The sequence below is a fragment of the Lysinibacillus sp. NPDC096418 genome (assembly GCF_044762775.1).
In the GTDB taxonomy this organism is placed as follows: Bacteria; Bacillota; Bacilli; order Bacillales_A; family Planococcaceae; genus Lysinibacillus.
Genome location: NZ_JBIWEY010000001.1, coordinates 55,213 through 73,398, shown reverse-complemented (window position 1 = coordinate 73,398; position 18,186 = coordinate 55,213). Strand labels below are relative to the sequence as shown.

The following is an 18,186-nucleotide window of genomic DNA, read 5'->3' as shown; positions in this document are numbered from 1 at the left end:
AAATGGGTTTTGATTTAGCTTTAATCGGTCCAGTAGTCGGACTTGTATTATTATTCATTGTCATTGCGGTATTTTTCACTTTTGTACCAGTGGCACTATGGATTTCTGCTCTTGCAGCAGGTGTCCGTGTTAGTATTTTCACATTAATTGGGATGCGCTTACGTCGTGTAATTCCGTCACGTATCGTAAACCCGTTAATTAAAGCACATAAAGCAGGTTTACCAGTAACAATTAATCAGTTGGAAAGTCATTACCTTGCGGGTGGTAATGTAGACCGCGTAGTAAACGCATTAATCGCAGCGCACCGTGCAAACATTGAGTTATCATTTGAACGTTGTGCAGCAATCGATCTTGCAGGACGTGACGTATTAGAAGCTGTACAAATGTCGGTTAACCCGAAAGTAATCGAAACACCGTTTATTTCAGGTGTTGCGATGAATGGTATCGAAGTGAAAGCAAAAGCACGTATTACAGTTCGTGCGAACATCGAGCGTTTAGTCGGTGGTGCTGGTGAAGAAACAATCGTAGCGCGTGTCGGTGAAGGTATCGTAAGTACAATTGGTTCTGCTACACACCATACAACAGTATTAGAAAATCCAGATATGATTTCACAAACAGTATTATCAAAAGGTTTAGACTCTGGTACTGCATTTGAAATCTTATCGATTGATATTGCAGACGTTGATATCGGTAAAAACATTGGTGCCGAGCTTCAAATTGAGCAAGCCCAAGCAGATAAAAATATTGCACAAGCGAAAGCTGAAGAACGTCGTGCAATGGCCGTAGCTAACGAACAAGAAATGATTGCACGTGTTCAAGAGATGAAGGCCAAAGTAGTAGAAGCTGAAGCTGAAGTACCACAAGCGATGGCAGAGGCATTACGTTCTGGTAACCTTGGTATCATGGATTACATGAACTACCGTAATATTCAAGCAGATACAGCAATGCGTGATTCTATTTCAAAGGTTAGCACAGATAAGCCAGAAAAAAATGAACCACAATCGTAAAATACGGAAAGGAGCGTATACTATCAAATGGAACAATTAATCATTTTCGTCATCATTGCTATAGTCAGCTCTCTTTTCGGTAAATCAAAAAATAAAGAACAACAACAAATGCCATCGTTTGACAAGGACGCTAAGCAGCAACCCCCTACGGTCACTAATACTGAGGAGAGAAAGCCTCAGCGTCCTATGATGAACACACAATCGTTTGAAGATTTCGCAAGGAAGTTTTTAGGGGACACTCAAGATGAGCAGCCCCAGAAGCATGTCCGCGAAAAACGTATGCAGCCTGTTGAAATAGAAGAAGTGGAACAAATGCCGAGCTATGTGGCCCCACCACTTGTTCCAACTGATGGCCAAAGTAAGAGATCGGATCGTTCAAATTTGGGCCGTATGACTGCTGGGAAGAAGGACGTGCGTGTAGCGTCTACAAACCAGACGTTCGAACTACCAACTTCTAAACAAGCGTTAATGCAAGCAGTTATAATGGCTGAAGTATTAGGTCCACCAAAAGCAAAAAGAAAATAACTAGCATGTCCTCCTTTTTCCTTGCATATATTGCCGAAGAAGGAGGCATTTTTTTATGAAAAAATTATTTCAGTTAACGCCACTCATCGAATTATCACAATATGAAACATGTAAAATAATTGGTCCCTATCGTTTTCTACATGCAGATGCATCGTCATGTTCGTTTATATATGCTCACTATAAAGTTACAATTCGTGGAAAATCAGTTGCAATTGATGCCATTAAAGAAGAAATGCTTCAACTAACTGTTGTCGACTTAAAAGAAATGCATATTAAAATCAGACAGGAAGAGGATAGGAACTTATGATATGGAATCATAGACCGATACTCATACGTATAAAGCGCCATGAAAATGTTCATCCTTTTATACAAGCATTGCACGGGCAAAAAATTGAACTAAAGCATGTTATGTTTCGTGATCAAGAGGTAACGTTCGAAACGAATATGGCTTATTTATCGAAGATTCGCAGAACACGGAAACGCTATAAACTGAAAATGACCGTGCATTATGCAGATGAACAGCAAGTATTTCGTGCACAACTTTGGACGATACTTGGATTAATCATAATGGTCATTATCCCGTTGGTCTGTGCGCAGGTAGTTTGGCGCATTGATGTTGAGGCAGATTCGCCAGAATTGCGAGAGCAAATAGAAAAAACATTTCATGAGACTTTTAAAGTGGAAACACCTTTGTCTAGAAAGAAAGTACCATCAAATGCTTTAATTCGGCAGGAGCTATTAGAAAAACATCGTGATCTTGCATGGGTGCATATTGAAAAAAATGGTGGTCGTGTCGTGTTACGACCGCAGGAATCTCCGAAACAAACAGAACTAAAAAATGAAAAACAAGCGACCCATTTAGTAGCAACAAAAAGTGGCGTCATAACGAATTTTAATATCCGACATGGTGAACGGAAAGTATCTGTTAATGAAACGGCGTATGACGGCGATGTATTAGTATCTGGTGTAATCGATAGTGGTGAAGACAAAGTCTTTGTAGGGGCAGAAGGAGAAGTGTTTGCGGATTATTGGCTAGAGTGTACATTTAAAATGCCAACTAAGATTACTATGGAGACGATGCAAGAAAAGAAATGGCGCATATTAATTGCCGGTGTCCACAAAGAAGTGGATTATGTGCAAAGAAAAGAACTACCAAATTGGCTTGATCCGTATGTATCTATTGTGGAAGAGCAACAGACAAAAAAGATGCAAGTGGAGTTAGATGAATCGAAAGTTGATTCGTTACTCTTGCCATTACTTCATGAAAAAATGGTGCGTTCACTACCTTCTAAAAGTGTCATTAAAAAAGAGAATCTTTTGCAGTTGAAGTGGGGGGATGGTACAGTTGAAGGGAAAGTTCTATTTTTAGTTAATGAGAATATTGCAAAACCAATACATGCCTTACAAGGAGAATGATTATGTCTGAACAGTTAACTGTATTACAAGTGGATAATCCAAACGAAGCAATTATGCTACTCGGTATTTCCGATGCAAACTTGAAATTAATTGAAGAAGCGTTTCATGTCCAAATCATTACACGTGGTGCACAAATTCAGCTAACTGGTGAAGAAGAAGCAAAAGAGCAAGTAACACAGCTTCTGCATGCGTTGTTAAAAGTTATTCGTAAAGGTATTAATATCGATCAACGTGATGTAGCAACAGCAGTTGAAATGACTCAAAAAGGAACTATTGAATACTTTGCAGAACTTTACGATGAAGAGATTGCTCGTACAACGAAAGGGAAGCCTATTCGTGCGAAGACAATCGGTCAACGGGAATACATACAAGCGATTCGTCACAGGGACGTTATTTTTGCTATTGGTCCTGCTGGTACAGGGAAAACATATCTAGCCGTTGTCATGGCAACACAGGCGTTGAAAAATGGGCAAGTAAAGCGAATTATTTTAACCCGTCCTGCTGTTGAAGCTGGCGAATCTCTAGGCTTTTTACCAGGTGATTTAAAGGAAAAGGTTGATCCGTATTTACGTCCTCTGTATGATGCGCTAAATGACATTTATGGGGCAGAGCAAACGCAACGTCTAATCGAACGTGGTACGATCGAAATCGCCCCTTTAGCGTATATGCGGGGTCGTACATTAGATGATGCTTTTGTTATTTTGGACGAAGCGCAAAATACAACACATCAACAAATGAAGATGTTCTTAACACGTCTAGGCTTTGGTTCCAAAATGGTGATTACTGGTGATAAAACGCAAATGGACTTACCGAAAAATACAGAATCTGGCTTAATCGTTGCTGAACGTACATTAAAATATGTGAAAGATATACATTTCCAAGTGTTGGAGCAGGGGGACGTGGTTCGTCATCCGGTAGTTGCGAAAATTATCCAAGCTTACGCAGATCAATTACTATAAAAGATGTGACAGCTACACGACATTGTGTGGCTGTTTTTTACTATATTATTTATTTTTCGAGAAAAATGTTTTTTGAATTGGTATGATAGAGATTGATAGAGGGGGTGCCAAATGGAAAAACAACTTCGGAAAATAACAGAGCTAATTGGTTTTCGCTATTTTTTAATGGCTGTTCTCATCTTAACAGGAACCTTACAGTTTTTATTAATGTTTGGTGATGTTAAAGGTGTTACATATGATTTTAAACCGCTACAGCTTGCGCCAGAAACGGTGAGATCTACTAAAACTATAGAAGATACTGTAAAGACGCAACAAGAGCGTGAGAAGGCGGCAAATGCTGTTTCGCCGGTCTATCAATTTTCGGAAGATGTTGCAAAACAACGTGCGGCAATCGTCACATCGTTATTTGATTATGTACTGGATGTTAAAGCGGAAGTTGATAGCCGTAAACAGTCTGTTGATATTAGCGATCAAGTAACATTACTACGAAAAAAACTGGAAACAATTGATGTGAAACAAATGCCAGTGAATTTTACAGATACGCAGCTGGAAAATTTACTAATACAAAGTGAAGCGGATTTAACAAAATCAAGTACGCAATTGTCGAAGCATGTAGCTGAGCATTTGAAAAAACCAATTCGAGGTGAAGACTTACTATCAGCTCAAAATGAGTTCGAAGCAAAAATCCGTGCACAAAGGGGCTATCCTGATAAAATTTTAAATACGGTTGTCTCGATAGGTCGTGCAAGTATTATCGAAACGGAAACGATTAATGAAGAGCAAACGAAGGCCAATATTCAGCAAGCTAAAGAAGCAATTGAGCCTACGCGTATTTTACAAGGGCAAATTATTGTACAAGAAGGACAAATCATTGACAATGAAGCCTATCGTCAGTTAGAACTACTTGGGATGGTGAGTAATAAGGCGTCTTTGAAACCGATTGCTGGGCTTGCTATTTTGATTTTGATACAAATGATGTTTATGTTTATTTTGTTTGAACGTTTGGAGGCAGAGGAACGTAAAAAGCGCAATGCCCTACTTGTCACAGCGATTGTTTATAGCCTATCAATCGTTTTAATGAAATTTATTGGTTTAGTGGCAAATGAATTTGATGTAACGATTGCATTTTTATTCCCAACAGCACTTTCGACAATGCTTGTGAGACTCCTTGCTGATGATCGGGCTGCTGTGCTTGTGACAGTGATGACAGCTGCTTCTGCAGGTGTCATGTTCCAAGAAGGTTATTCATCTGTCATGCAAATGGAAGTAACGCTGTATATTATCTTTGGTGGCTTTGCCAGTTTATTCTTTATGCGGAGTGTGGAAAAACGTTCACATATTTTACAAGCAGTTGGTGTCATTTCATTAGTTAATATGGCATTCATTGCATTCTATTTACTGATGACACAGTCTTCATACGGCATATCAGAGCTAATGTTTTACTTGATCGCTGCGATTACGTCGGCATTACTTTCTGGTGCGCTTACAATGGGCTTATTACCCTTCTTTGAGTCGGCATTTGGCCTGTTATCGACGTTACGCCTTATTGAATTATCGAATCCAAACCACCCATTGCTGAAAAAGCTACTAGTGGAAACGCCAGGTACTTATCATCATAGTGTTATGGTGGGGAATCTAGCAGAGGCAGCGTGTGAGGCAATAGGTGCTGATGGTTTACTTGCTCGTGTTGGATGTTATTATCATGATGTTGGTAAAACAAAACGACCTTTATTTTTCATTGAAAATCAAATGTCTGGTGTCAATCCACATGATTCAATGCCACCTGAAACGAGTGCAGAAATTATTATCGCTCATACTACAGATGGTGCGGACATGTTAAAACGCTATAAAATGCCGCAAGAAATTATTGATATTGCCCTGCAACATCATGGGACAAGTTTATTGAAGTTTTTCTTGTTTAAGGCAAAAGAACAAGGGAAGGTGTTTGATGAGGCATCATTCCGTTACCCAGGTCCGAAACCGCAGACAAAAGAAGCGGCGGTCATTAGCGTAGCTGATAGCGTGGAAGCAGCTGTACGATCGATGAAAGAGCCGAATGCTGAGAAGATTCACAAGTTAGTAAAGTCAATTATAGACGATCGTGTGCAAGATAATCAGTTTGATGAATGCGATATTTCGATAAAAGAGTTAAAATGTATAGAGCAAGTACTTTGTGAAACGTTGAATGGTATTTTCCACTCACGTATTGAATATCCAAAGGCAGATAAGTAGGAGGCATCTATGATTTTAACAATTGATTTTACAGATGAAACAAATGAAGTAACGGACACGCATCTTGCATTAGTCGAAAAGCTTTTACAGCATGCGGCAGCCGTTGAGAAAATTGAGCCAGAAACGGAAGTATCGGTAACGTTTGTGACGAATGAAGCGATTCAAGAAATTAACCGCGAATACCGTGGAAAAGATCAGCCAACTGACGTTATTTCGTTTGCACTTGAAGAATTAGGTGAAGGTGAAATGGAAGTCACGTTTGAAGGGATGCCACGTATTTTAGGCGATATTATAATTTCGACGGATCGTACGAAAGAACAAGCTGAGGAATACGGTCATTCATTTGAACGTGAATTAGGCTTTTTAGCAGTTCATGGCTTCTTACATCTACTTGGTTACGATCATATGGAGCCAGATGATGAAAAAGTGATGTTCGGTAAACAAGATGAAATTTTACAATCATTCGGTTTAGGACGTGACTAATAGATGGATGGTCGCAAGTTTATCCGCTCGTTCGGCTATGCTTATTGTGGTATAGTAACTGCTTGCAAGGAGCAAAATTTTAAATCGCATATACTAAGTGCTGTGATTGTGCTAATTGCAGGATATTTAACGGGTTTATCACGCATAGAATGGTGCATTGTGTTAATATTAATAGCACTGATGTTTGCACTTGAAATGATGAATACCGCCATTGAACGTGTGGTTGACCTAGCGTCACCAAACATTCATCCACTTGCCGAGCAGGCGAAGGATATAGCAGCAGGTGGTGTGCTGGTATTTGCTGTTTTCAGTGCTATAATTGGCTTACTAATCTTTTTACCCAAGTGGTTTTAAAGATCAATTACGCCTTGGCGTAATTGCGTCCAGATTTTGAATTGTGCTCGCGCAATTGCTTCCATACAAAAGCTGTGATATCCGCCGGAGACTGATCTTCTTCGGTGGTGTTTGGAAGCACTGAACGAAGATCACTATACATTTATGTAGAGGAGAATTGGCATCTATGACAATCGATATGCATGCATTACTTGAGGAATCTAAAATTGCACGTGAAAAAGCGTATGTTCCCTATTCAAAATTTAAAGTAGGGGCAGCAATATTGACAAAAAACGGAGACGTCATTCATGGCTGTAATATTGAAAATGCAGGCTATAGCATGACAAACTGTGCTGAGCGTACAGCGTTTTTTAAAGCAGTATCAGATGGCATTCGAGATTTTGAAGCAATTGCAATTGTGGCTGATACAGACGGTCCTTGTGCGCCGTGTGGAGCTTGTCGTCAAGTGATGATTGAATTTTGTGCGTCATCTATGCCTGTTTATTTAACAAATTTAAAAGGTGATGTTACGGTAACGTCAGTCGGCGAATTATTACCGTTTGCATTTACAACGGAGGATTTACTAGATGCTGGAGACTAAAAAAGGCTTTAAGTCGGGATTCATCTCGATTATTGGACGACCTAATGTTGGGAAATCAACATTGTTAAATCGTGTGATTGGTCAAAAAATCGCAATTATGAGCGATAAACCACAAACAACACGAAATAAAGTACAAGGTGTATTAACACGTGAAAATAGTCAAACGATTTTCATTGATACACCAGGTATTCACAAACCGAAACATAAACTGGGCGAATTCATGTTAAAAGTTTCGAAAAACACTTTGCGCGAAGTTGATGGCATTATGTTCATGGTCAATGCTGAGCAAAAGTTCGGTAAAGGTGATGAATTCATTTTAGAATGGTTAGAAGGCAATGAAACGCCAGTATTTTTAGTCATTAACAAAATCGATCAGATTCATCCAGACGAACTACTTACTATTATTGAAACGTACCGAGAAAAATACGATTTTGCAGAAATTATTCCAATTTCAGCTCTTGAAGGTAATAACGTTGATTCGTTGTTAACGACGATTGAAAAATATTTACCAGAAGGGCCGCAATATTACCCTGCAGATCAAGTAACGGATCACCCGGAACGCTTTATTATTTCTGAGCTAATTCGTGAAAAAGTATTACACTTAACACGTGAAGAAGTACCACACTCAATCGCTGTTGTCATTGATAGAATCAAACCTGACGAAGAAAAAGAAGGGATGATTCGTGTACAAGCAACAATTATGGTTGAGCGTGACTCTCAAAAAGGGATCGTCATCGGTAAACGTGGTGCGCTATTAAAAGAAGTAGGTACACGTGCACGAAAGGACATTGAGATGTTACTTGGCTCAAAAGTATACTTGGAGCTTTGGGTAAAAGTTCAAAAAGATTGGCGTAACAAATCAACACATCTACGAGACTTCGGTTTCCGTGATGATGAGTATTAAATAAAGCCAGACTTCCATTAATGGTCGTTTGTTAAGAAAAAAGATGCGCTTGGCCTTTGTGCTTGGCGCATTTTCTTGCGAGGAGGAGGACACCTATTGCTTTATAAATGGGAAGCGATCGTGTTAAAAGCACGTGCATATGGTGAGTCCAATAAAATTGTGACTTTATTGACGAGAGAAGCGGGAAAGGTTGCAACAATGGCCCGTGGGGCAAAAAAGCCATCAAGTAGGCTAGCCTCTGTGACACAGCCATTTACATATGGGATGTTTATGGTACAGCATCATACGGGCATGGGGACATTACAACAAGGTGAGCATCTAAATTCGATGCGTCATATACGTGAAGATATATTAGCAACAGCTTACGCAAGTTATATTATGGAGCTTATTGAGCGTGTAGTGGAAGAGGGAAAGCCTGAGCCGTATGCATTTGATGTGTTATTACATGCATTACAGGCAATTGAGGATGGCTATGATCCTGAAGCAATCACATTATTTGTAGAATGGAAAATGTTACCTTACACGGGTGTGCAGCCAATTTTACATGCTTGTGCTTCATGTGGTGCAGTAGATGGAGAATTTGCATTTTCATTCGCGCAAGGTGGTTTTTTATGTCATCGATGCTACCAGCAAGATCCGTATATTATTAGACTCACACCGACGCAATTGAAACTAATCCGTATGTTTTACACAGTGCCAATCGATCAAATTGGAAAGCTCGAGCTGAAAAAGGAAACGAAATACTTTATCAAAAAAATAGTGACAACGATTTATGAAGAGCAAACCGGTATTCGTTTTAAAACGAAAAAATTTATTGAGCAATTAGAGCGAACACCTGAATTGCAGCCACGGCCAATTACATTAAAAACAGCAATGCCAGAAGACGAATAACTTCGATCTTCTGGCATCTTTTTTAGTCTATAAAATCTTCATATTCATCTGGATCGATTTCATGTATATTAGCCCACTCACCGGCAAATTTCATAAATTCAATATAGATATAAGTTGTTTCCCCATTCGTACCAGTCACTTTTAAAAGTGCTGGGCCTTCTGATACAGGTGTAACAATAAGTACTCCATCTTGGATTGTAGCTTTAACAGGTACTTTATAATCAGTATCCCATTCATCACTTAAGTCTTTAAACATTACAGATTTTGGCTCTAGTACTAGGTCATCGGCTGTAAATGTAACTTGATTTGCAACTTCGTATAGATCAATCATTCTTACAAAATCATATGAATAAACTTCTGCAACCATTGTCTGTTGAAGTGTACCATCAGTAAACGTTACTGTATATTCACCGTTTTCAAAAATGGATAGTGTTGTTACTTTATCTTTAACTTCGAAAGCATATTTGTCTGAAGCTAAGACCTTTCCATCAGCTGTTTTGATACTTACATCTGTAGGGACAAAGTTTAAATCACCTTCTAATAATGAAAGAGGCATGTTTTCTAGGTAGTCCGCTTCGTCTACTTCTTCAAGTCTTGCTTGAAGTTTGCCATTAACAGTTTGTACATGTACTAAGAAAAATACATCAACAAACTCTTCTGTTTCTTCTGTAAAGCCAGAAATAACTAATTTACCAGTACCTTCTTTTAATGGCTGAATCGAAATAGCATCTGTCCAATCTTGTTCTTCATCCCAAGTGAAGATGTCTTCTGCAGGATTAATGCCCCCATAAGATGCAAAAATATAATCTTGGTTATATTTCTTTGCATAAACAGTTGCGCTATCTTTAGTGTTTTCAGCACGTACTACAAAAGAAGCTAATTGCGAACGTTTCACATTACTATATGTTCCAAAAGTTGTCGGTGTTGTTCCTTTAGTAATATTGTTTGCAAATAATGTTTGGATATACGGTTCATATTCACTTCCTGCTACCACATCAGTGAATGGAATGTTAGTGTCTTCAGCAAGTTCTAAATCAAAGCCTCGTACAATCATTTTTGACATTTGACCACGAGTAATATTTTTAGTTGGATTAAAATAACCATTTGATCCACTAATGATTCCTGCATTTGCTAATGCTGCAATTGCACCATAGTTTTCATCACTAGGTTTTACATCTTTAAACTGTGGATTTATCACATTCTCGGTATCAAGTTCTAAAATACCAGCTAAAATTTTGGCTGCTTGTGTACGAGTAATCGCATTTGCAGGCTTAAATGTCCCATCTGGATAGCCTGAAATAATGCCTCGATCTGCTAAGCTAATAATAGCCTTTCCTTCCTCAGTAGATGAATTTACATCTGGGAATGTTGTAGCAGCACTCGCAGGTGTGGCAATGACAATAGCACTTGTTGCTAGTGTAGCAGCCATTGCATACTGATAAAAACGTTTTGTATTCAATTTTCTTCCTCCAAAATCTCGATTATTTGCATTATAGCTTTTCTTTAAAGAGTAGAAATATATCCTATCTACGCTACTAGATGTCGGAGAACATATACGTAGTGATATTCAATCTATCATTAAAAAAAATGATACTTTTTTGTCATTTTCTATTAAATCACAACTATAATATATAATTTATAGCAAATTTTTTTTGTGGTAGATAGAGGGAATTTTAACCTGTATTAATAGAAGTATGGTAGTTTGAGTTAGTGAATTATATTTTTATATGTTTTGAGTCTATTTATTGATGATAGTTGTGAATCTATAATAATCAAAATTGTATCATCACAACTACCTATATCTGACAGGAAATGAAGATAGTTTAGCCTTTTTTTGAAAAAAACGAGATGAATGTGCGCAATGGTTATTAAAAATGTGGGAATTATTTTATTCGCGGAAATAAATAAAAATTTTACTGATGATTCAAAATAACTGAAAATTATTACATTTTATTAATAAATGTACTTCTTGCAGAAGAACTTAAGTACTATAGGTGCAAAAAAGATAAGAATTTCTATCTATTTTTTCAAGATAAACAAGACTAAAGTATTACTCTGGTGCTGAGTTAATATTGTTTTCGTAGTAAAAACTAATCATGGATCTGTTATAAATGAGTTGAAAAGGTAAAATAACCTATGCTATTGTAAGGAGGTAAATAAAGTAATTGAAGTTAATTCTGTATATTAAAAAGATTAATTTGGTAATTGAATTCGTCGTTTAGGTCAAACGTCATCGTAACTTATAAAGAAATTAAAAAATGCCTCTATCAGCAAAACGTATAGTGCGTTTTTAAGATTCACATAGTTTATAAAAAAGGAGGGAGGTCACATAATGCTGTAAAATTGCGTGTATGTGGCAAAGTATATGCTTACAAGAGTGACATTAAATGTTAGTGAAGTGCAAGCAGGCGATGTTTTAGCAGAGGATATATTTGTCGATTATCGCTTACTTGCCAAAAAAGATCTAGTTTTAACTGAGCGTATTATTGAATTGCTTAAACTTAGAAAAGTAGAGTCACTTACAGTTCGTTTACCTGTAGACTCAGTAAGAGTTGTGAGGGATTTAGGTGCGACACTTGTAAAGGAATATGAAGATGTATTTGCGCCACTCCTGGAGAAAAAAGAGGTCGATGAGTATAAAGAAAAAGTGAGTAAGTTATTTATGATAACATTAGAAAATGTTGTCCATGAATTACGCTATGGTCAAATTTTAAAAAGCATGCAAGATGCTGCTTTTGTCAGAGAGATTTTTGAAAAAATTCTAGAAGAGAAGCATCGTTATGATTTATTGATGCGTTTAAAAGAATGGGATGAATATTCGTATGTACATTCTTTTGATGTGTTTGTGTTAGGAACTATTTTTGCACGTCACCTTGGACTGCCAGATATCGAGACGTTGGCAAGAGGCTATCTTTTTCACGATATTGGGAAAGTATTTATACCTCAAGAAATATTGAACTTAAAGCGTAAACTAAATGAAGATGAATTTGAAATTGTAAAAACACACACGACAAAAGGTTATGAACTATTATTAGAGCATGGTGAAGTGGATGTTGCTTATTTTGCTCGTGATCATCATGAGAGGTTTGCTGGAAAAGGGTATCCAAATAGTCTTTGTGCAGATGAATTGAGTGAGGGTGTACAGGCGCTACAAATAATCGATGTATATTCTGCTATGACGTCAAAACGAGTATATCATTCGGGATATGGCGCGACCGATGCTTTAGCTGTTTTATATCGTGATCGTCAATTGTACAATGAAAAATTCATGCATAAATTTGTGGAATGTTTAGGTATTTACCCTGTGAACTCAGTTGTGTATCTTTCGGATAATCGTGCAGCACAAGTTGAACTTGTTTATGATATGTTCCCAACACTTCCGAAAGTGAAAATATTGGACGAACAGGTCTCGATGAATTTACCGCTTAATTACAGCATTAAGATTATAAAAATGATTGATTACCGTGCAGATAGTTTTGAAGAAATTTTCAACTTATTTGTTGAACAGCTAATTCGTGGTGAAGAAGATAGTTTGAAAATTTACTTTAATAAATTGATTGACCACCTTCATCCAAAGGAAATTGTCCTGAAAATATTTTTGCCCTCTTTTCGTATTCTTCGCTTATTAACAAGAGAAATTCAAACGGATATGAAGAAGTATAAAAATTCAATTAATATATTAAAGAAACTTTTAGAGGAACAAATTAGTGTGTTGTATATGGATTATCAACATGAGCAAACAACTATACTAGTTATAGAAACTTCTTTGCGTGAGAATTTCTTTGTCAAACTCGTACAAAGTATTTTATATATTGATAAAATTGTACCATTCTTCATTAATCCTTGTGATGGCCAGCGTATTACACAGTTGATGGAGCATTGTAATGTGAATATTGCCTATTTTATCTCAGAAGAGCTAACAGGAGACAAGCGTATACGTCCGATGCGTGAAGGAACATTTCTTTATTACACGTTGGCGGATATTGAAGAATTACTCGTAAGCTTAGTAGGTATGAGTATGAAAAAGTTTTCATTCGAGGAAAAGATGCAAGAACGTTTGTTTTCAACTTTGAAGGCATAAAATATGGGAGCCGCAATCAGCGGCTCCCTTTTAAATTAGAATTGAAGGTGTTTTTCGATATACGCTTTAAAATCAGCAATCGGCATGCGAAGAGCGTTTGCGACTGCCGTTGCACTTTCGTCGCAGAACACGCAAGCTACCATTGAAAAACACTAAATTAGAATTGAAGATGCTTCTCAATATAAGCTTTTACATCAGCAATCGGCATGCGCGTTTGCTCCATTGTGTCGCGGTGACGTACTGTAACTTGCCCGTCTTCTTTAGAATCGAAGTCGTATGTGATACAGAATGGTGTACCGATTTCGTCTTGACGACGGTAGCGTTTACCGATTGATTGAGATTCATCAAAATCAACTGGGAATGCTTTGCGTAAGTCAGCCCATAGATCGCCAGCTTCTTCTGATAATTTTTTAGATAGTGGTAATACAGCTGCTTTGAACGGTGCTAAAGCCGGGTGGAAACGTAGAACTGTACGCTTGTCATCGCCTTCAAGCTCTTCTTCGTCATAAGCATCACATAAGAATGCTAATGTTACGCGGTCAGCCCCTAGAGATGGCTCGATGCAATATGGTACATAGCGTTCGTTTGTTACTGGATCAATGTACGTGAAATCTTCACCAGAGTGTTCCATATGTTGTTTTAAATCGAAATCTGTACGGTCAGCAACGCCCCAAAGCTCGCCCCAGCCGAATGGGAATTTGAACTCGATATCAGTTGTAGCGTTTGAGTAGTGAGATAATTCGTCTTCTTCATGGTCGCGTAGGCGCATAGAATCTTCTTTCATGCCTAGGTTTAATAACCAGTCTTTACAGAAGTTTTTCCAGTATGCGTGCCACTCAAGGTCTTCCCCTGGTTTACAGAAGAATTCAAGTTCCATTTGTTCGAATTCACGAGTACGGAACGTAAAGTTACCTGGTGTGATCTCATTACGGAATGATTTACCGATTTGTGCGATACCAAATGGTGTACGCTTACGCATTGAGCGTTGTACGTTTTTAAAGTTTACGAAAATCCCTTGTGCTGTTTCAGGACGTAGGAAAATTTCATTTGTTGAAGATTCTGTTACACCTTGGAAAGTTTTGAACATTAAGTTGAATTGACGAATGTCTGTGAAATCTGCTTTGCCACAATCAGGACAAACGACATCGTATTTCACCATTGTCTCTTTCATTTGGTCGAATGTCATACCGTCTACGATTATTTCATCGCCTTTTGCTAATGCAGCGTCTTCGATGATTTTATCGGCACGGTGGCGCGCTTTACATGCTTTACAGTCTACCATTGGGTCATTGAAGTTCCCCACGTGACCAGATGCCACCCAAGCTTTAGGGTTCATTAAGATTGCAGCGTCAAGACCTACATTGTGTTCAGATTCTTGAACGAATTTTTGCCACCAAGCTTTTTTTACGTTGTTTTTAAGTTCAACACCTAGTGGACCGTAATCCCATGTGTTTGCTAAGCCTCCGTAGATATCAGAACCTGGGAAGACGAAGCCTCGATGTTTTGCTAAAGCTACGATTGTTTCCATTGATTTATTAGCCATTAAAATAGCCTCCTTGAAATTAGTAATAATAAAATTAGGAGTTTAATCAAATTTGCCTTGGCGCATTTGCAGCTGTCGCTTCGCTTTCGCGCAGATAAACAGTGCGTCTAGATTTTTAATCGTGCTTGCACGATTAACTCCTCTAAAAAATCTATGACATCCGCCAGAGACATTTTTTTAATTTAGCCAAGGGCTAAATTAAAAATAGCACCCGTCTCCGGGCACAGTTAATGCCCAGGGACGAGTGCTAATTACCCGCGGTTCCACCCTGATTGTTTTAAATGTTTTACTTACAAGCATAATAAATGCCTTAGTAGACAAACGTTTAAAACCTCTTTTCAAAAAGTTAGCTCAAGGAGTGCCTTTTCTCTGTGTTCTGTGTAGACTTTCACCATTCTCTACTCGCTATTTGGTAGAACAGATACTTTTTCTCCTGTCATCGCCTATATGTTGACGCGCAATATCGCTCGAAAATACATGTGGAGCTAGCGTCTTTGTCAATATTGTAGCATGTAGTTCTTTTCTTCGCAATCATCATTAAAATAGTAAATAAAATGAATTAAGTCTGTGCAAGGCTTTTATACTGAGCGTTAGAGCTCGTTTTATGTTAACTCGCCACAAACTCTGCCATAATTAGCGTTCTATACTCTGTTTGAATAGCGCTCTGGAGTCCCATTCCTTTAATACATTCCTATATACTTCATAAATCAATTTAGGTGTAATTCCCAAACATTTTGCAGAACACATTCTCCCTAAAACCTCTCCATATCTTCAAGGTTTTGAGATCCTATTTACAAGAAAAAAGAACAGTAATGAGTAATTTATTAGTTTTGAACAATTTGAAAGAAAAACAAAAGTATAGATTCAATGTTGGGTATAATTTACCATCTCTTAAAAGATAATGAACGTTGGACCAGTGTCACTAAAAATACAAGTTTCGATGAATTTCTACTATTACTAGAATCATTTAAAAGAAATGTACCACAACCACCAGAGGTTTCTTTACAAGAATTTGCCCGACTAATTAAAGGTTAAAGGTTTATTGAAGTAAGAACATCTCGTAAACAAAACAGTTAGTATGAGTATTCTATGTACATTGTAACTAAATGCTAAGTATGAAGTGAGGGATTCATCAATTTTAAGGTACATCAAAAATGACGAACTCCCCATTATGCATTATAATTAAATGTAGCGAAAGTAACATCTATGATTTATCAAAATGAAAAAGTCATTTTCACTTATGGGAAATTGGTAGTGCAAAGGTCCTTCTGAAATTGACCACAGCCCAACTTTTGTGAGCGAGAAAACAAAGCACTTTCTACAGTAATTTTCCCCACTCTTATTCAAAAATTCTTGTGCACAAGCTCACTTTTCTATATTTCTAGTTAAAAATCAGCTGTAGTTTTCCATAACTTTCTATATTTTTATATTTTCCCATGCTCTAACTTGTATTATTGAAATACTGCTTCAATCATACAAACCCTTATTATAACAACATTTATATAGAAATAGTGTAATACTTTGCATAGCTACTACCCTATAGTATATAATAATTGAGCATGAGTATAACACTATTAGATTTGAGGCGGTGAGTCCAATCGAACTCAATAAACGTCAGGAAGATATTTTACAAATTGTGAAAGAAAATGGCCCAATTACAGGGGAACACATTGCAGAACGTCTCAATCTGACAAGAGCGACATTAAGACCGGATTTAGCAATTCTTACAATGGCAGGCTTTTTAGATGCTAGACCAAGAGTTGGCTATTTTTATTCAGGGAAAAAAACATCTGTAACGATGACGGATAGCATTAACAAATTGAAAGTGAAGGAATTCCATTCTTCGCCCGTTATTGTTTCAGAAACAATGACGGTTTATGATGCGATTTGTTTTATGTTTGCCGAAGATGTCGGAACACTGTTTGTAGTAGACAAAAACGAGTATTTGACAGGTGTCCTGTCTCGTAAAGATTTACTACGTACAAGTATCGGCACGCAAGATTTGAATAAGATTCCTGTTCATATTATAATGACACGTATGCCTAATATTTCGTATTGTGAAAGAAAGGATTCTTTAATTGTCGCAGCAAATAAATTGATTGAGCGTGAAGTCGATTCCTTACCAGTAGTTGAGCCACATAAAGATGGTTTAGAAGTTGTAGGGCGCTTAACGAAAACGACGATTACACGTGCATTTTTATCGCTTGCGCAAAATGTCTAAAATTGAAGGTGAACAACATGAAAAGACTTCAAGTTTTTGTTGTTTCAGATTCAGTCGGGGAAACTGGCGATCAAGTAGCAAAGGCAGTCATTAGCCAGTTTCGACCGAGTTTTGAAGAAACAATCATTAGACGCTTTCCTCATATTCAAGCAGAAGAACATATTCGCAAAATTGTAGATTTAGCAGTCCAGCAAAATGCACTTATTGTATATACACTAGTTCAAAAGGAAATGCGTACATTATTAAATGAGCTTTGTGAGAAAGAGAAAATCCATGCGGTAGATATATTAGGGCCGGGTTTAAAGTCAATGGCTGCTTTTATGGAGGAAATCCCCCTAGAAACGCCGGGTATTGTGCATCAACTTGATGATGATTACTTTAAAAAAATCGAAGCAATAGAATTTGCGGTAAAATATGATGACGGTCGAGATCCTCGTGGTTTATTGCAAGCGGATATTGTATTAATTGGGGTATCACGCACATCAAAAACACCTCTTTCACAGTATCTAGCGCTTAAACGATTTAAAGTGGCGAATGTTCCATTGGTGCCTGAAGTAGAACCACCTGAAGAGTTATTTCAGATTGATCCAAATAAATGCATCGGATTAGTGATTTCTCCAGAGAAGTTAAACTTTATACGAAAAGAAAGATTAATTTCTTTAGGGTTAAGTGATGACGCTATTTATGCACAGCATACCCGAATATTAGAAGAAATTAAACATTTCGAAAATATTGCAGCAAGAATTGGCTGTCATGTAATCGATGTAACGAATAAAGCTGTAGAAGAAACAGCGAATGTAATCATCGAATATATAACTTCCCATAAATAATTAAGGGTAATATTACGTAAACCACCTCAGTATAAAAGAGGCGGTTTTTTTGAGTGGATATAAAATTATATAGATAAAACTCGAAAATTGTTTTATAATAATAGAATTGTGGTAAAAATATTTAAAAAGAGAAAATCCTTATTTTTTTGTCGAGAAATAA

16 protein-coding genes are annotated in these 18,186 nt (G+C 37.4%); 14 read left to right on the top strand and 2 right to left on the bottom strand.

From position 1 onward, the window contains the following. The first annotated feature begins 2 nt into the window (after positions 1-2). The 11 genes from floA (at position 3) to recO (ending at position 9,351) form a co-directional block, all read left to right on the top strand. A complete protein-coding gene (floA, locus tag ACIQZG_RS00345) occupies positions 3-1,007 on the top strand; it encodes a flotillin-like protein FloA (RefSeq protein ID WP_402753172.1) in 1,005 nt (334 codons plus the stop codon). A 27-nt stretch (positions 1,008-1,034) separates the two neighbouring features. Continuing rightward, positions 1,035-1,532: a hypothetical protein gene (locus ACIQZG_RS00340; RefSeq protein ID WP_402753171.1), complete on the top strand. Its 498-nt coding sequence runs from the start codon at positions 1,035-1,037 to the stop codon at positions 1,530-1,532. 55 nt (positions 1,533-1,587) lie between these two features. Next, entirely contained in the window at positions 1,588-1,839 is a 252-nt protein-coding gene (locus ACIQZG_RS00335; protein ID WP_402753170.1) for a hypothetical protein, read from the top strand. Further along, complete coding sequence (locus ACIQZG_RS00330) at positions 1,836-2,948, top strand: sporulation protein YqfD (RefSeq protein ID WP_402753169.1); 1,113 nt, start codon at positions 1,836-1,838, stop codon at positions 2,946-2,948. Before ACIQZG_RS00335 ends, ACIQZG_RS00330 begins: the two co-directional genes overlap by 4 nt. 2 nt (positions 2,949-2,950) lie before the next feature. Further along, a complete protein-coding gene (locus ACIQZG_RS00325; RefSeq protein WP_402753168.1) occupies positions 2,951-3,907 on the top strand; it encodes a PhoH family protein in 957 nt (318 codons plus the stop codon). Positions 3,908-4,018: 111 nt separating this feature from the next. After that, entirely contained in the window at positions 4,019-6,139 is a 2,121-nt protein-coding gene (locus tag ACIQZG_RS00320; protein ID WP_402753167.1) for an HD family phosphohydrolase, read from the top strand. A gap of 9 nt (positions 6,140-6,148) precedes the next feature. Further along, the gene (gene ybeY / locus ACIQZG_RS00315) at positions 6,149-6,622 is read left to right on the top strand and encodes an rRNA maturation RNase YbeY (RefSeq protein ID WP_402753166.1); all 474 of its coding nucleotides are present in this window, start codon (positions 6,149-6,151) and stop codon (positions 6,620-6,622) included. A 3-nt stretch (positions 6,623-6,625) separates the two neighbouring features. Beyond that, positions 6,626-6,976 (top strand): diacylglycerol kinase family protein, encoded by a 351-nt coding sequence (locus ACIQZG_RS00310; RefSeq protein ID WP_402753165.1) that lies wholly within the window; start codon positions 6,626-6,628, stop codon positions 6,974-6,976. Positions 6,977-7,142: 166 nt separating this feature from the next. Beyond that, positions 7,143-7,556, top strand: coding sequence for a cytidine deaminase (locus tag ACIQZG_RS00305; protein ID WP_402753164.1), 414 nt, complete (start codon positions 7,143-7,145; stop codon positions 7,554-7,556). Further along, entirely contained in the window at positions 7,543-8,460 is a 918-nt protein-coding gene (gene era, locus ACIQZG_RS00300) for a GTPase Era (protein ID WP_402753163.1), read from the top strand. Before ACIQZG_RS00305 ends, era begins: the two co-directional genes overlap by 14 nt. A 96-nt stretch (positions 8,461-8,556) precedes the next feature. Then, positions 8,557-9,351 carry a DNA repair protein RecO gene (gene recO / locus ACIQZG_RS00295; protein ID WP_402753162.1) on the top strand — a complete coding sequence of 265 codons (795 nt, stop codon included), beginning with the start codon at positions 8,557-8,559 and terminating at the stop codon, positions 9,349-9,351. Between the two features lie 22 nt (positions 9,352-9,373). Here recO and ACIQZG_RS00290 read toward each other — a convergent pair whose 3' ends face one another. Then, positions 9,374-10,810, bottom strand: coding sequence for an S-layer homology domain-containing protein (locus ACIQZG_RS00290; RefSeq protein ID WP_402753161.1), 1,437 nt, complete (start codon positions 10,808-10,810; stop codon positions 9,374-9,376). An 894-nt stretch (positions 10,811-11,704) separates the two neighbouring features. On the opposite strand from ACIQZG_RS00290, the gene ACIQZG_RS00285 reads away from it, so the two are divergent. Further along, on the top strand, positions 11,705-13,432 hold the full coding sequence (locus tag ACIQZG_RS00285; protein ID WP_402753160.1) for an HD-GYP domain-containing protein: 1,728 nt from the start codon (positions 11,705-11,707) through the stop codon (positions 13,430-13,432). Positions 13,433-13,589: 157 nt separating this feature from the next. On the opposite strand, the gene ACIQZG_RS00280 is transcribed toward ACIQZG_RS00285, so the two are convergent. Beyond that, positions 13,590-14,975 (bottom strand): glycine--tRNA ligase, encoded by a 1,386-nt coding sequence (locus ACIQZG_RS00280; protein ID WP_402753159.1) that lies wholly within the window; start codon positions 14,973-14,975, stop codon positions 13,590-13,592. Positions 14,976-16,563: 1,588 nt separating this feature from the next. Between ACIQZG_RS00280 and ccpN the strand changes: the two genes are divergently transcribed. Both ccpN and ACIQZG_RS00270 read left to right on the top strand, forming a co-directional pair. Beyond that, positions 16,564-17,196: a transcriptional regulator CcpN gene (ccpN, locus tag ACIQZG_RS00275; RefSeq protein ID WP_402753158.1), complete on the top strand. Its 633-nt coding sequence runs from the start codon at positions 16,564-16,566 to the stop codon at positions 17,194-17,196. Between the two features lie 17 nt (positions 17,197-17,213). After that, the gene (locus ACIQZG_RS00270; RefSeq protein ID WP_402753157.1) at positions 17,214-18,026 is read left to right on the top strand and encodes a pyruvate, water dikinase regulatory protein; all 813 of its coding nucleotides are present in this window, start codon (positions 17,214-17,216) and stop codon (positions 18,024-18,026) included. Positions 18,027-18,186: the final 160 nt, after the last annotated feature.

Excerpts from the sequence above, each read along its gene's own strand:
- floA (WP_402753172.1), top strand. The coding sequence starts at position 3 with ATGGGTTTTGATTTAGCTTTAATCGGTCCAGTAGTCGGACTTGTATTA.
- ACIQZG_RS00340 (WP_402753171.1), top strand. The coding sequence starts at position 1,035 with ATGGAACAATTAATCATTTTCGTCATCATTGCTATAGTCAGCTCTCTT.
- ACIQZG_RS00335 (WP_402753170.1), top strand. The coding sequence starts at position 1,588 with ATGAAAAAATTATTTCAGTTAACGCCACTCATCGAATTATCACAATAT.
- ACIQZG_RS00330 (WP_402753169.1), top strand. The coding sequence starts at position 1,836 with ATGATATGGAATCATAGACCGATACTCATACGTATAAAGCGCCATGAA.
- ACIQZG_RS00325 (WP_402753168.1), top strand. The coding sequence starts at position 2,951 with ATGTCTGAACAGTTAACTGTATTACAAGTGGATAATCCAAACGAAGCA.
- ACIQZG_RS00320 (WP_402753167.1), top strand. The coding sequence starts at position 4,019 with ATGGAAAAACAACTTCGGAAAATAACAGAGCTAATTGGTTTTCGCTAT.
- ybeY (WP_402753166.1), top strand. The coding sequence starts at position 6,149 with ATGATTTTAACAATTGATTTTACAGATGAAACAAATGAAGTAACGGAC.
- ACIQZG_RS00310 (WP_402753165.1), top strand. The coding sequence starts at position 6,626 with ATGGATGGTCGCAAGTTTATCCGCTCGTTCGGCTATGCTTATTGTGGT.
- ACIQZG_RS00305 (WP_402753164.1), top strand. The coding sequence starts at position 7,143 with ATGACAATCGATATGCATGCATTACTTGAGGAATCTAAAATTGCACGT.
- era (WP_402753163.1), top strand. The coding sequence starts at position 7,543 with ATGCTGGAGACTAAAAAAGGCTTTAAGTCGGGATTCATCTCGATTATT.
- ACIQZG_RS00280 (WP_402753159.1), bottom strand. The coding sequence starts at position 14,975 with ATGGCTAATAAATCAATGGAAACAATCGTAGCTTTAGCAAAACATCGA.
- ACIQZG_RS00270 (WP_402753157.1), top strand. The coding sequence starts at position 17,214 with ATGAAAAGACTTCAAGTTTTTGTTGTTTCAGATTCAGTCGGGGAAACT.